Origin of the sequence: Halomonas cerina, from assembly GCF_014192215.1 — a bacterium.
In the GTDB taxonomy this organism is placed as follows: Bacteria; Pseudomonadota; Gammaproteobacteria; order Pseudomonadales; family Halomonadaceae; genus Halomonas; species Halomonas cerina.
The window spans coordinates 282,303-295,266 of sequence record NZ_JACHXP010000004.1 but is presented as its reverse complement, the minus strand read 5'-3'; the positions used below and the strand labels follow the sequence as shown (position 1 = coordinate 295,266).

Genomic DNA, 12,964 nt, shown 5'->3' with positions numbered 1-12,964 from the left:
TCTCTTGGATCAGGTTCTTGGCGGAACACACTGATTTTTCAAGAGCATACCATCCGCTATCTTCGTTTTCAGACCACCCTCATGAATAAGGCGGGTCGACGTCTTCATCGACCGGGCCTTTGCCGGGAATCCGCTGGCGGTACTTCCGCAAGCCGTGGGGGAACTGGCAGCGGAAAAAGAGGAGGACGGCCCTGGTATTGGCAGATCATTAAGCGCATCGAGGTGGGACGCCCAAGCCGAATCTTTGCCGAGGCCGAACGCGATGGCCATGACCTGACGCTCCGCATTGCTGGATAAGCGGTGATCGTCGGTGCTGGGAGGCTACGTTTGGCAAAGTAAGTCGACAATCACCCGGGACCCAACCAGTACAGGCTGACTCCGATGGGGTGGATCAGGAGAATGTTATGCAGAGTTTCAATGGACGCTGGCGTATTACCTGGATGAAAATGTGGCCGCAGGATTACGTCGATATCATTGAGCCTGGCTACGTCCAGTTCAGCGGTAACGAAGGAGAGCTTCTGTTCGGCACCGTTCACGGCTGGATGGACGTGAGGTACTCAGTAGATAAGCGCCGGGCGGAATTTTCCTGGCAAGGAGATGACGAAGGCGAGGAATGTAGTGGCCGGGGCTGGGTCACCCTGTGCGACAGGGATAACGCAGAAGGAGAATTATTCATTCATATGGGTGATGAATCCGCCATGACGTTGCGTATGGAACCTTGACGATGCATCAGGGCGATGATGCGTTTAGAGATTCGCATTACATTCGAATAATCATCCTTGAGGGTGCATAAGATGGCATCAGAACCATTGCCCGGTCTGGCTCAAGCTTTGATCGAACAATCACCAGAGTTCGTCATCTTTTCTGATGATTCCGGAATCATTCAGGTCTGGAATGGCGCCGCCGAAAGGACGTTCGGGTTTTCTAAAGACGAGGCGGTTGAAAAAAGCCTGGATATCATCATCCCGGAATCGCTGCGGGAAGCACATTGGCGGGGTTTCGCACGTGCGATAGCGGAGGGGGCTACCCAGTATTCGGGAAAGAGCCTTCCGACGAAGGCGCTTCGTTCCGATGGGGCCAGGATCTATGTTGAATTCGGTTTTTCCATTGTCCTAGATGCGAAGGGCAGGGTACTCGGGGCGTTGGCGACCGGAAGGGACATTACCGAACGCTTCGAGAAAGAGCGCGCGAATCGCAAGCGGCTGCAGGAGCTCGAGAAGCTGGTCGAGTAATACTCCCGAGAGTGAAGCATAATTGGGGACGTACCCCTATACCTCTCAATCGTTTAGCGGTCTGTAGTGATAGGAGCGAACCGGCCGAATTTTACAGAGCATCCAGCTTGGAGTGAAGATAGGTCGGGTCGAATTGGGAAAACGCCTTCATGCGCTTCCAGTCGTGAATAATGACACGCCTGCCTTCCATGCTGATCAGGCCCTCTTGGCGGAGCTTTTGGAGAACACGATTGGTGTGCACTTGAGAGATTCCCATCGACTCACCGAGTTCCACCTGCGTCAGCGGACAATCAAAGCTGCCATCGTAGCTGAGACCTGCCATGCGCGAGCGCAGAAGCAGCTCACAGAAGAAATGAGCCACGCGAAGCTCGCAGGATCGAGCGCCCATGTTGACCAGCCACTCCCGCAAGATGGCTTCATCGACCAGTGTCGACCAGAAAAATGCGTGGGCGAGACGGGGGTAGTTCTCCATGATGTTGACTATCTCATCAATCGAGAACTTGGTGAGCTTGAGGGCTGTGAGTGCGCGTATTGAATGATCCATCTTGTCGAGAATGGTGACGTGTACATCACAAAGATCACCCGGAATCAGGAAGGCCATGGTGTGATTCCTGCCATCTTCCAGAAACTTGTAGCGGCAAGCCCACCCTGATTCTATGAGGTATACATAATCGGGTCGCTGCCCTTGCATGATGATGTCGTCTCCCTTTTCGATGGCTATACGTTGCCTGGTTGTGTTTTCAAGGATCTGTTTTTCTTCCTCGGAAAGAACCATGTAATGGCTGAGTTTTTCAATCAAGGGCTTGATCATGACTTAACTCCTTTGCCGGATCGATCTCGGGCGTCGTGAGGGCAAGATCAGAGGCTTGGCGGCTTGGCTCTCCAAGACATCGAGAGAAGCCTTAGCGCACTGGGAAGCGATTGTCTATGCATGGGTCAATTCACCCATGGCGTACAGGCCCATCAGCACACTGTCCTTGCCCTACCCGAGGGGTATCCGCCCGCAGGGTCGTGTAACGCACCCAGCGCCACGAGAGCGATTCCATCACTACGCTGCGCAGGCAGTTGCACCAAGGCCTCATAATGATCTTGCTAGCACCGTGTAGAATAGTGCGGGTAGGAAAATTACTTACTAACGCATAGCTCGACATTCATTGCAAAATTTGTCGGCTCTTTTGCAATTTTTGTCAATTTTGGTTGTAAACGACAGCGGATGCCCGTGATGGGTTGTCGACCTTACCCTCAAGGCCGCCAGACGGGCCGTTCGGGACTACCATATCCCTGTCAGGCACCCGATGGTCACAGGCCCGTTCCCTTGAAACACGACCCGCCGCAACCGCCCCTCGGCATTATCGAAGGCTTCTACGGCCCGTCCTGGTCCTGGGACGAGCGCCGCAGGGTGGTACAGACACTGGCGCCCCACGGCTACGGCTTCTACTGGTACGCGCCCAAGGGCGATGCCTTCCTGCGCCGCCGCTGGCAGGAACGCCACCCGGCCGGCGAGGCCGGCGAGCTCGAGCGTTTCGCCGCTGACTGCGAATGCCTGGGCGTCGATTTTGGCGTGGGCCTGAGCCCTTGGGAGGTTTACCGATCGTTGGATGCCTCGGCGACACGGGCCTTGAAGGACAAGCTGCGCCACTTGCGGGCTCTGGGCGTGCGGCGGCTAGCGCTGCTGTTCGACGACATGCCTGGCGACATTGTGGGTCTAGCGAAGCGTCAAGGCGAGGTGGTCGACTGGGTGAAGGCCAACGGCGATTTCGAGCACCTGGCCGTCTGCCCCACCTATTACAGCGATGACCCGGTGCTGGACCGGATGTCCACCCCTCGGCCGGCGGGCTACCTCGAGCGCCTGGGCGAAGCGCTCGACGAATCGGTGGCGGTGTTCTGGACCGGCGAGGAGGTCTGTTCGCGGGCCATCTCGGCCGGCCACCTGCGACGGATTCGCCAGCACCTGGGCCGGCCCGTGCTGCTCTGGGATAACTACCCGGTCAACGACGGCGACCAGATGTCCCGCCATCTCCACCTGCGGGGCTTTACCGGCCGGCCCGCCAGCCTGGCCGATCAGATCGTCGGCCACGCCATCAACCCGGCCCTGCAGCCCACCCTGAGCTGTATTTCGGCGATCACCCTCGCCGCCAGCTATGCGCAGGGCGAGGACTACTGCTACCTCGCGGCGACACGACAGGCCGCCGGAGAGGTCCTGGGAGACGCCTTGGGAGTACAGGTCTGCGACGACCTGCTCTTACTGGAAGACACCGGGCTCGTCCACCTGAGGGGCGACTGCAAGGCGGCGCTGCGAGCGCGATATGCCGCCTTCGAGCACCCCGGGGCGCGGGAAATCGTGCGCTGGCTTGACGGTGACTACCGGGTGACCGACGAGACCGTACAGATCCAGTAGCGCGGTCGCCCTGGCATACCGAGCGGATCAGGCCGAGCAGACGCGACTGACGGAGAGCGATGCGAGGGGTCGTATTCATGCTTATCTGCAGCAGAGGAACAAGGCCTCGCTGGTCGAGGCGCTCGAGTCACTCATCGATAGTGACCCGGTGCTGCGCCAGAAGTGGTCGCTGAGGACCGATGCGGTACTCGGTGTGCTGGATCACAAGGCGCTTACAGAACATCGGCTCAGCCGGGCGAGAGGTTCCAGAGACGGCTCCCGTAAGGTACTAGTGAAGACCACGACAGAACCGGAAAATTACTTCCCGAGAGACCCCCATGCAGCAGCGCGACGACATGACTTTTTCCATGCAGGAGCATGAACGGCGACTGCGTGAATTGCGTGAGCGGATGGAAGAGCGCCGGGTCGACGTGGCGGTCATCACCGACCCGGCGAACCTTTGTTACCTGACGGAGTACCAGACCACCGGCTACTCCTATTTTCAGGCACTTGTGGTGCCCATGGAAAAGGAGCCCTACATGATTACGCGGCGACTGGAAGAGACCAACGTCCCCGCACGCACCTGGGTGGAGATCACGCGCCCCTACTCGGATACCGGCAACGCCATCGAGACGCTTAACCAGTCGCTCAAGGAGTTCGGTCTGCACCGGCAGTGCATCGGCTACGAGCGCAACAGCTACTTCTTTCCCGCCTACCAGCAGGACCGGATGCGCTCTGACCTGCTGGGCACGCGCCTCGCCGACATCTTCGGCATCGTCGAGGAGGGGCGCCTCGTGAAGTCCGAGGAGGAGATCGCCGTCATGCGCCGGGCCGCGCATGCCACCGAGGCAGGCATGGCTGCGGGCCTGGAGGCCGTTGCCGTCGGGGTCAACGAGAACGAGATCGCCGCCGAGACCAGCGCGGCGATGTTTCGCGCGGGCGGCGAGTACCCGGCGGTAATGCCCTACATCGCCTCGGGCCCGCGGGCAATGATCGGCCATGCTACCTGGGAGGGCCGCGAGGTCCAGCGCAACGAGATCGTCTTCCTGGAGGTTGGTGGCTGCTTTCGGCGCTATCACACGGCGATGATGCGCACTGCCTATATCGGTGAGCCCGACGAGAGCCTTCGCCAGGCCGAGAGCGTCGTGAAGGACGCGCTGAACACCCTGACAGGAAAGATTCGCCCGGGTATGACAGCGGGGGAGATCGATGTGCTGGCCAGGGAGATACTTCATGACAACACCGTGGGCGGCTACTTGATCACGCGAGCCGGTTATTCCATAGGCATCGGCTTCCCGCCTTCCTGGGACGAGGGCTACATGCTCTCGCTCAAGGCCGGGAACAACACGCCCCTGCGCGAGAACATGACGCTTCACCTGTTGCCATGGATGTACGGCATCGATGATCACCACGTGATCGGTCTGTCGGATACCCTTCGAGTCACCGCCGATGGCTGCGAAAGCCTCTTCGACAACACCGCCGCACAACTCACGATCAAGGCGTGATGTTTCGGAACATAATTGGGGACGTATCCCTATACCACACCACCTACCAGGCCGACTTGCCGTTCACGATATTCTCAAGATCCATACGCATCGCGCCGCCATTTGCGACTTCGTCGTCTGCCTCGGCATTGACTGTTCCGAAACTGGCCTTGTAGATGCTAGGTGAGACACACAGCCTGCGCTGGAAGACGCGGCGCAGCGTTGCGGTGGTCCCGAACCCGGCATTGTCGGCCACGGCTTGTATCGATTGCTCCGACGTCTCCAGCAGGCGGCGGGCCAAGCTCAGGCGCACATCTTCTATGTAGCGGGAAATCGTGATGTTCGTGACCTCCTTGAACCGCCGCCCCAGTGACCGCTCACTCATCGCCGCTCGTTTCGCCAGCCGTGCAAGGGATAGGTTCGCGTGCGGATTTTCCCAGATATATAGTTGCACCCTGCGAATTCGGGGGTCTTCCGTCGCATCTGCCATCAGTTGCGAACTAAACTGGGACTGACCACTTTGGCGCCGCATGACCATCACCATGAAACGCGCGATATCCAGGGCCAGCTGGCGCCCATGATCCGTCTCGATCACTGAGAGGGCAAGGTCGATGCCCGCCAGCATGCCCGCCGAAGTCCAGAATTTTCCTGAGTTGATAAAGATTGCGTCGGGTTCGATCTGCGGACTGAAAGATTCGTCCGTTTTTAGGCGCATCGCTTCGAGCCAATGCGTGGCGATCTTGTGGCCATTCGTGATGCCCGATGCCAACAGGACGGTGGAGCCGGTGCACACCGATCCTATACGCGCGCAGCGCGGCTCCAGCCTGCGGATCCATGACTTGATGCTCTTGTCCTCGGCAGCGGCGAAGCAGCCCGGCCCTCCGGCGACAAGCAGCAGATCGATCCAGTCGGGCAGGTCGTTGCAGCAACAGGTCGGTTCGATCTTCAGAAAGCTTCCGGCGACATGTACGGCGGCGCCATCAACCGACGCCGTGATCGGATGATAGAGCCGACGCCCGGTTAGGAAGTTCGCCAGACCGAAGGGTTCGAGCGGGCCACAGACATCCACAGAGGCTACTTGGGGGTAGATCAGCATCACAACCCGGCGCAAACGTTCGAAATCTGGTTCGGCGTTCACAAGATAGCTCCTCTGTATGCAATCCGCTCATGAAGTAAGGCAATCTACCCACCAGAAAGTCCTGCGCGTTTTTTTCGTACGTAGAATACATTTGACGCCAAAAGCAGCACGCTTGCGGCCAAATGCTCCGCCAGAACTGGAGCGGTGTGAGGGGCCGTGCCACCGTTTCAATACTCAGCCTATAAACAATTATTAACTAAGTCGAAGAATTGATGGAGCTGACGGCCCTTTTCACGTACATGATGACACTTGCGGCGCTGACGTTGGCACCTGGCCCCCTTGTTGCCGTGCTCGTCGCTCGGTCCGCCAGCAGAGACCGGCGTGGGGCCTGCGCCATCGCGATCGGTATCTGTGCCGGTGACATCCTTGTCATTCTGACGATCTGCGCCGGTCTGGGCTTCTGGCTTCAGGCACATCCCGAGGTATTCACCTTCGCAAAATATGCGGGCGTCGGATTTTTGCTCTGGATGGCGGTCCGCATGTGGCTCCAATCGGAGGTATCGATGGATCCTTCGCTGCCGGTCGTCGGAAGCGCGGCCTCGTTTCTAACGGGCTTCGCTATCTGCCTCAGCAGCCCGCAGACTGTGGTGATGTATGCCGTCCTTCTGCCGCGCGTCGCTGACCTGACCATGGTCCGATTGCAGGATGCGATTTTTTTGATATTTGCCACAATTAGCGCATTATTCGGAGTCTTTCTGCTGATTATCTTGCTGGCTGAAACAATGCAAAGAGCTCTGCATTCTTCAAACGTCGCGCGTCTATGGGCGCGAGGCATGTCTCTCACTGTTGCGCTGTCGGCGATCTGGATTTTCGTAGCGTGAGTTCAGTGCATGCCACTGTCGAGAGCGCAACCCTTTTCCCGGGATATTCACCAGACGGCCCTGAGAAAAAGGCGATATATAGCGTTTTCTCTCAAAGAATTAATGTTCTGGTGGCATAACACGATTTAAGAGGGCCGCTCGCCATGGATGAAGCGGTAAGACAAGCATTAGAGCAGACTCTACTTCTGGCCTTCTCCCCTGGGGTCGGCCGTCTAAAGTTCCAAGTACAATGCTATGGAAGGGTTATCGGATAGACGACTCTCTGATCGTTCGCTCTTGGTCGATACCTGCCTTTCAGGCAACCACGAAAAGCATGCGCGGTGCCTCTATGCTATACATTCAGTGTGCTCGAAGCAGTGGAGGAGTTGATAGTGATGGCCTTCCACAACCCGAATCCGAAAATCCGTGAAATCGAGCAGCGCAATGCCCGGTTGCGCGCCGAGTTCTTTGCCAAGCTGTTTCGGGGTTCATGGCGTGGAATTCGCAAGGGCGCCTGGCGCCTGTCGAGGAGGCGATGCCGCCATTGTCGCCAGCGGCCTCGGTCCTAAGCGGTGGCCTTCTTTCAGCGGGAGGATGGCCGTCGCGGCTTCGCTCCTGGAGGGCAACACTGACCCACCGTACAGGCTTGGTGGGAAAGAGCCACCGGGTCACAGGGTCTGCCAAGGCGAGGAGGGTGGCTCGGACAACACCTCGTCGACGATCGCCAGCGCTCGCTCCAGCGCCTCGCGGCTCTCCGGCGGACCCAGGCAGAGGCGTATGGCCTGGGGAGCCGGCTCGCTGCCCACGCAGAAGGGCTCCGGGGTCGAGACCCTCAGGCCGCGCTGGGCAAGCAGCGCCTGGACTTCGCTGCTGCGCCGTCCGGCGGGCAGCGGCAGCCAGATCAGCGACGAGCCCTCGCCGCTTTGCGGCCCAAAGGCCGCCAGCCGTTCCAGGGTCAGGGCGCGACGGGCGGCGATCTCCTCCACCTGCCAGGCCAGCAGCTCGCGGCTGGCGGGGTCCTCCATCCAGCGGCAGGTCGCCTCCACCATCAACGGCGGCACCATCCAGCTCTGGGAGCGAAGCGCCGAGCACAGGCGTTCCCTTAGTCGATCCGGCACCGTGAGGGTGCCGATGCGCAGCCCGCCGGCCAGCACCTTGGAGGTGCTGAAGATGTGCAGGGTGCGCTCTGGGGCCAGCTCGATCAGCGGCGTGCCCCGCTGGGCTTTAGGCAGGTACTGCACCGCGTCCTCCACCAACCAGATGTCGTGCTCACGGGCCAGGGCTGCCAGGCGCTCGCGGCGTGCCTCGGAGAGCCGCGCGCCGGTGGGGTTGTTCAGGTCCGGAGTCAGGTAGAGCACCCGGGGCGGCTGGCGGGCGCAGAGTCGCGCCAGGGCATCGACGCTCAGGCCGTGCTCGTCCATGGGCACCGCCGCCAGGCGCAGGTGGGCCTGCTGGGCAGCGCAGAGGAAGCCGGGATAGGTGAGGGCGTCGCCGGCCACCAGCTCGCCGGGCTGGGCCAAGGTGCGCAGCGCCAGGTGGATGCCGTGCTGGCCGCCTTGGGTGATCAGCAACCGCTCGGGATCGGCGGGCAGGCCGAGCTCGCCCTGCCAGGCGGCGATGCGCGCCCGCTGGGCGGGGGTGCCCGCTTCGGGCTGATAGTCGGTGGCGGCCTGGAGGGCTTGGGGCGACTCGGCGATCGTCCTCAGGGCCCGCTGCAGGCCCTGGGGACGCAGGGGATGGGGAGGCGGCAGCGCCATGCTCATGTCGATGACGCCATCCTCCACCGGCACGCCGGCGCGGAAGGTGGTGGCGTCCGCGTCCGCCGACAGGCGCACATAGGTGCCGCTGCCCACCCGGGACTCCACCCAGCCCTGTCGCTGGGCCTCGGTGTAGGCGCGGGTGATGGTGCCCACGGTAACGCCCAGACGATCGGCGAGGTGGCGCTGGGGCGGCAGTTTCTCGCCCGGGGCCAGCTCGCCGCGGGTGATGGCCGTGGCCATGGCCTCGGCGATGCGGCGGTAGCGCGGACCGTGCTCGGGAAGCTCGGGAGTCCAGATTGTCATGGTGACAATAAAACCTTTGACGCCATATTTGTGCCCATTATGCTCATAAATAACGGTGAATTGAAACCATTTTGGCATAATTGTAAGGGTGCAATTGTATGGAAGCCTTGGCGACCCTGGGCCCTGCGTCCCTGTTCATGATCTCGATGACCATCACCCCCGGCCCCAACAACGTGATGCTCACCGCCTCCGGGGCCAACTACGGCTTCCGGCGCACCCTGCCGCACCTGTTGGGTATCCTGGGCGGCTGTTTCGTGCTCTTCACGGCCATTGCCCTGGGCCTGGGGATCGTCTTCGAGCGCTTCCCGATCGTGCAGACCCTGCTGCGCCTCGTCGGCAGCGGCTATCTGCTGTATCTGGCCTGGGGCATCGCCACGGCCCCGCCGCCGGAGTTCGGCTCCGTCGAGGGTTGGCCGCAGAGCTTCTGGCAGGCCGCGGCCTTCCAGTTCGCCAATCCCAAGGCTTGGGTCATGGGGCTGACGCTGATGGCGAGTTTCCTGCCCGAGGGCGGCAACACCCTGGTCAACGCTCTGCTGCTGGCCGGCTTCGCCGAGCTGGTAGGCCTGCCCTGCATCGCGCTGTGGGCGGGTTTCGGGATGGCTATCGGCCGCTGGCTCAAGAGCCCGCGTTCCTGGCGGGTGTTCAACGCCACCATGGGCGCGCTGACCGCGGCTTGCGTGATCTTCATTCTGGGCTGACACGGCGGCTCCGAGCGAAACGCCCTGTGCGGCCGGGACGGAGGAGGGTGACATGAAAGCCAAGTTGGTGGATGTGTTCAGCGCCGAGCGGTTCAGCGGCCATGGTCTCACGATATTCTCCGATGCCGAGGGCCTGTCGGCGCGGGAGATGCAGGCGCTGACGCGAGAGATGCGCCGGTTCATCCATCTTCGTCTCCCGGGAAGATGACGGGTTCGCGGCAAGGATCTTCACCATTTGCTCAGCGGGCGGCGGTCGGCGCGACGTCCAGATCGTTCAGATACGGGGGCAGGTGGACCGTGATGAAGGCCAGTTGAAACCCGCAGACGCAAAAGCCGAACAGCAGCAGGCCGTAGCTGCGGTGCGCAAGCGCCGCCCACAGCGTCTCGCCCAGTTGCAACGGCGGCTCCCGTGTGAGTGCGGCGGTGAGGGAGGGGCGCCCGCGCAGGCCCAGCGCCAGCAGTGGAACGAGGCCCGTGATCCCCGCGAGGATCAGCGCGGCCTGCTGCCAGCCGTAGGCGTCGATGAAGCCCTGACCGAGCGGGGCGAAGACGAACTGGCCGAGCGAGCCGGCAGCGGTGGCGACACCGAGCGCCCAAGAGCGGCGGGGTTCTGGCACGAGGCGCCCCAGCGCACCGAGCACCGTGATGTAGGACGCGCCCCCCATGCCCAGCCCCACGAGCACGCCGGCACTCAGATGAAGCTCGAGTGGAGTGGTGCTGAAGGCCATGGCCGCAACGCCGAGGGCGTACAGTACGCCGCCGGCCGCAAGCACCCGTGCCGGGCCGAACCGGTCGACCAACGCCCCGGCGAAAGGCTGGCCGATGCCCCAGAAGAGGTTCTGCAGGGCGATGGCCAGCGCGAAGACCTCACGGCTCCAGCCGTGGGCGGCCGAGACCGAGTCGGTGAACAGCCCGAAAATCGAACGCAGGCCGAAGGTGACCAGCGAGATCACGCAGGCGCAGAGGATGAGTAGCCCCAGAGAGCGAGCGGGCGAGGGCGGTGCAAGCGAGATAAGGCGCATGAGGTCCTCCTGCTGACTGGCTGTACGGCGTGCAATGTTGCGAGAAGCTCTCGCGCACCGGTGCTTCGAACAGAGGGTCCTTGGGCCGAAAAACGATGGTCTCTCCAATGGCAGTTGCCGCTTGTTTGGCGCATTTTTGATGGGGTGAGATGCCCTCACCCGGCGCGAGCGCATGGGCTAGGCGCAGCGCCTGTTTCGATGGCCTTGCCGCATGCACTGAAGCGCGGAGCGGGACCGGGTGAAGCAGGACTGCGGACCTGCTGATGCAGGCTACGGCGGTGGGATGAGGGGCGCCAAGCGAGAATTCGTCGGTGGCAGATGAAGGAAATTCACCTCAAGGGGCGCCCCGCGGGGCGGTTCAGGTGCAGTTCGGCGTACGCTGGTAGGCGAGCCAGTCGCGGAAAGCCTGGACATCCTGGTCGCCCGCCCCACTCTGAAGGCCCACCAGCCAGTAGCCGGTGGAACTCTCGACGGCGGGTTCGGCGGCAACCACAAGGCGTGCGGCCTCGAGTTCGGCGTCGATCAGGGGCCGGCGTCCCATGGCGACACCCAGCCCTTCCGCGGCGGCGCTGAAGGCCATCTGCAGGGTGTCGAAGTTCAGACCCCGCGCCGGGTCCGGGGGCGTGTGGCCGGCGGCGCGGGCCCACGTTGCCCATTCTTCGCGAGCCCGAGTGACGTGGATGAGCGGCAGTTCGTCGAGGCTTGCCGCGGCACGCACATGATCCAGGAAGTCCGGGGCGCAGACCGGCACCAAATACTCGGTGAAGATATGGTCGATGAAACAGCCCTTCCACTGACCGTGTCCCATGCGGATCGCCAGGTCCACCTCGCGGCGGGTCAGGTCGACCTGCGCCTGTGCGGTGTCGATAACTACGGCGATCTCGGGGTGTCGCGCGCGAAAGTCGGGCAGCCGCGGCAGCAGCCAGCGTGCGGCGAAGGTAGGGGCAACGCTAAGCACGAGCCGGCGCGCCGCGCTGCCGGTCAGTCGGTCGCTGCTGTTGCTGATGAGAGCAAGCGCCTCCCGGACGGCCGGGTAGTAGGAGCGGCCGGACTCCGAGAGCACGATGCCGTGCTTGGTCCGCACGAACAGGCGCACGCCCAACCAATGCTCAAGGGTCTGCACGCCGTGGCTGACGGCACTCGGCGTGATGGACAGCTCTTCGGCGGCGCGCTTAAAGCTCAGCAGCCGTGCCGAGGCTTCGAACAGCCGTAGGGTGTTGAGAGGCGGTAGCCGATAGCGCAAGCGGCCTCCTGAGGTGCATGAATTGCCGAAACCGGTCCCGGCGCGGCGGTCCGCTCCAATTGGACCACTTCAACGTTATGGTTCGACTCCGATAGGGTGAGGCTGGCGGTCACACTATTGGGTGCCTACCCAGCTCTCTTCTGTCTCCACCTGTCCCCGCCGCTGCAGCCAGCGCATCGCGAGCCAGCACAGCGCCGCCCAGGCCGCCCCGGCCGTCCAGCCGGCAAGGACATCCGTAGGCCAATGGACCCCGAGGTAGACGCGGCTCATGCCCACCAGCAGCGTGAGCAGTATGGCCAGCACCAAGATATAGGCCTTCAGTCTCAGCTCGGGCTGCACGCGGATGAGCAGAGCGGCAAGGGTGAGGTAGGTCACGGCAGACATCATGGCATGACCGCTGGGAAAGCTTGCGGTGTAGACGATGGATTCATGAGGAACAAGATCGGGCCGAGGGCGATCATAGCCAAGCTTCATCAACGTGCTGAGCAGCACACCGCCGGGCACCGCGACCGAGGCAAAGAGCGCCGCGCGATAGCGTCGGGCGAGTAGCAGGTAGCCCAGGGCGCCCAGCGTGATCAGCACCAGTACGCCTACGCCGCCGAGCGCGGTAAAGTCCCGCCCCAGCTCTTCTACCCAGCCCGGACCGAGCGGGTCGGTGTGATCGGCAGGATTGCGCAGAGAGAGCAGCAGAGTCTCATCGATGCTCTGGGTTTCACCCTCGGAGACCTCATCGGCCAGCTCGATGAATCCCCAGATCCCGCCGGAAAGTACCAGGAGACACAGCAGCGCCGCAAACTCGTAGCGGGTTAGCCGAGCCAGCCTGGAAAGACTCCGGCGTCCCACATGCTTGGTCTTTTCGAAGTGCTTCATGGCAACTCCATTGCGGTGAAAGGGCACACGCCAACCC

The 12,964-nt window shown here is 62.1% G+C and carries 13 protein-coding genes and 1 pseudogene; 8 read left to right on the top strand and 6 right to left on the bottom strand.

The genetic code is table 11. From position 1 onward, the window contains the following. The 3 genes and pseudogenes from FHR94_RS19455 to FHR94_RS06110 all read left to right on the top strand — a co-directional run. A pseudogene (locus FHR94_RS19455) lies at window positions 1-297 on the top strand (hypothetical protein); the annotation flags it as partial. Window positions 298-404: 107 nt separating this feature from the next. Next, entirely contained in the window at window positions 405-722 is a 318-nt protein-coding gene (locus FHR94_RS06115; protein WP_183324741.1) for a hypothetical protein, read from the top strand. 72 nt (window positions 723-794) lie between these two features. Then, window positions 795-1,232, top strand: coding sequence for a PAS domain-containing protein (locus tag FHR94_RS06110; RefSeq protein ID WP_183324740.1), 438 nt, complete (start codon window positions 795-797; stop codon window positions 1,230-1,232). A gap of 91 nt (window positions 1,233-1,323) precedes the next feature. Here FHR94_RS06110 and FHR94_RS06105 read toward each other — a convergent pair whose 3' ends face one another. After that, a complete protein-coding gene (locus FHR94_RS06105) occupies window positions 1,324-2,043 on the bottom strand; it encodes a Crp/Fnr family transcriptional regulator (RefSeq protein ID WP_183324739.1) in 720 nt (239 codons plus the stop codon). Window positions 2,044-2,547: 504 nt separating this feature from the next. On the opposite strand from FHR94_RS06105, the gene FHR94_RS06100 reads away from it, so the two are divergent. Beyond that, window positions 2,548-3,630: a beta-N-acetylglucosaminidase domain-containing protein gene (locus FHR94_RS06100; protein ID WP_221188375.1), complete on the top strand. Its 1,083-nt coding sequence runs from the start codon at window positions 2,548-2,550 to the stop codon at window positions 3,628-3,630. Between the two features lie 317 nt (window positions 3,631-3,947). Next, entirely contained in the window at window positions 3,948-5,114 is a 1,167-nt protein-coding gene (gene doeA, locus FHR94_RS06095) for an ectoine hydrolase (protein ID WP_183324737.1), read from the top strand. A gap of 43 nt (window positions 5,115-5,157) precedes the next feature. On the opposite strand, the gene FHR94_RS06090 is transcribed toward doeA, so the two are convergent. Then, on the bottom strand, window positions 5,158-6,231 hold the full coding sequence (locus FHR94_RS06090) for a helix-turn-helix domain-containing protein (protein ID WP_183324736.1): 1,074 nt from the start codon (window positions 6,229-6,231) through the stop codon (window positions 5,158-5,160). Window positions 6,232-6,443: 212 nt separating this feature from the next. Between FHR94_RS06090 and FHR94_RS06085 the strand changes: the two genes are divergently transcribed. After that, window positions 6,444-7,052, top strand: a complete 609-nt coding sequence (locus tag FHR94_RS06085) for a LysE family translocator (RefSeq protein WP_183324735.1) — start codon at window positions 6,444-6,446, stop codon at window positions 7,050-7,052. A gap of 647 nt (window positions 7,053-7,699) precedes the next feature. On the opposite strand, the gene FHR94_RS06080 is transcribed toward FHR94_RS06085, so the two are convergent. Then, window positions 7,700-9,094 (bottom strand): aminotransferase-like domain-containing protein, encoded by a 1,395-nt coding sequence (locus FHR94_RS06080; protein WP_183324734.1) that lies wholly within the window; start codon window positions 9,092-9,094, stop codon window positions 7,700-7,702. 98 nt (window positions 9,095-9,192) lie between these two features. Here FHR94_RS06080 and FHR94_RS06075 point away from each other — a divergent pair, with 98 nt between their 5' ends. Beyond that, window positions 9,193-9,792, top strand: a complete 600-nt coding sequence (locus FHR94_RS06075; RefSeq protein ID WP_183324733.1) for a LysE family translocator — start codon at window positions 9,193-9,195, stop codon at window positions 9,790-9,792. Window positions 9,793-9,844: 52 nt separating this feature from the next. Then, the gene (locus FHR94_RS06070; protein WP_183324732.1) at window positions 9,845-10,000 is read left to right on the top strand and encodes a PhzF family phenazine biosynthesis protein; all 156 of its coding nucleotides are present in this window, start codon (window positions 9,845-9,847) and stop codon (window positions 9,998-10,000) included. A 31-nt stretch (window positions 10,001-10,031) separates the two neighbouring features. Here FHR94_RS06070 and FHR94_RS06065 read toward each other — a convergent pair whose 3' ends face one another. The 3 genes from FHR94_RS06065 to FHR94_RS06055 all read right to left on the bottom strand — a co-directional run bounded on the left by FHR94_RS06065 (window position 10,032) and on the right by FHR94_RS06055 (window position 12,927). Then, window positions 10,032-10,814 (bottom strand): MFS transporter, encoded by a 783-nt coding sequence (locus FHR94_RS06065; protein WP_183324731.1) that lies wholly within the window; start codon window positions 10,812-10,814, stop codon window positions 10,032-10,034. 358 nt (window positions 10,815-11,172) lie between these two features. After that, the gene (gene gcvA, locus FHR94_RS06060) at window positions 11,173-12,057 is read right to left on the bottom strand and encodes a transcriptional regulator GcvA (protein WP_183324730.1); all 885 of its coding nucleotides are present in this window, start codon (window positions 12,055-12,057) and stop codon (window positions 11,173-11,175) included. A gap of 114 nt (window positions 12,058-12,171) precedes the next feature. Then, window positions 12,172-12,927, bottom strand: a complete 756-nt coding sequence (locus tag FHR94_RS06055) for a phosphatase PAP2 family protein (RefSeq protein WP_183324729.1) — start codon at window positions 12,925-12,927, stop codon at window positions 12,172-12,174. Window positions 12,928-12,964 lie beyond the last annotated feature (37 nt).

Excerpts from the sequence above, each read along its gene's own strand:
- FHR94_RS06115 (WP_183324741.1), top strand. The coding sequence starts at position 405 with ATGCAGAGTTTCAATGGACGCTGGCGTATTACCTGGATGAAAATGTGG.
- FHR94_RS06110 (WP_183324740.1), top strand. The coding sequence starts at position 795 with ATGGCATCAGAACCATTGCCCGGTCTGGCTCAAGCTTTGATCGAACAA.
- FHR94_RS06105 (WP_183324739.1), bottom strand. The coding sequence starts at position 2,043 with ATGATCAAGCCCTTGATTGAAAAACTCAGCCATTACATGGTTCTTTCC.
- doeA (WP_183324737.1), top strand. The coding sequence starts at position 3,948 with ATGCAGCAGCGCGACGACATGACTTTTTCCATGCAGGAGCATGAACGG.
- FHR94_RS06085 (WP_183324735.1), top strand. The coding sequence starts at position 6,444 with ATGGAGCTGACGGCCCTTTTCACGTACATGATGACACTTGCGGCGCTG.
- FHR94_RS06080 (WP_183324734.1), bottom strand. The coding sequence starts at position 9,094 with ATGACAATCTGGACTCCCGAGCTTCCCGAGCACGGTCCGCGCTACCGC.
- FHR94_RS06075 (WP_183324733.1), top strand. The coding sequence starts at position 9,193 with ATGGAAGCCTTGGCGACCCTGGGCCCTGCGTCCCTGTTCATGATCTCG.
- FHR94_RS06070 (WP_183324732.1), top strand. The coding sequence starts at position 9,845 with ATGAAAGCCAAGTTGGTGGATGTGTTCAGCGCCGAGCGGTTCAGCGGC.
- FHR94_RS06065 (WP_183324731.1), bottom strand. The coding sequence starts at position 10,814 with ATGCGCCTTATCTCGCTTGCACCGCCCTCGCCCGCTCGCTCTCTGGGG.
- FHR94_RS06055 (WP_183324729.1), bottom strand. The coding sequence starts at position 12,927 with ATGAAGCACTTCGAAAAGACCAAGCATGTGGGACGCCGGAGTCTTTCC.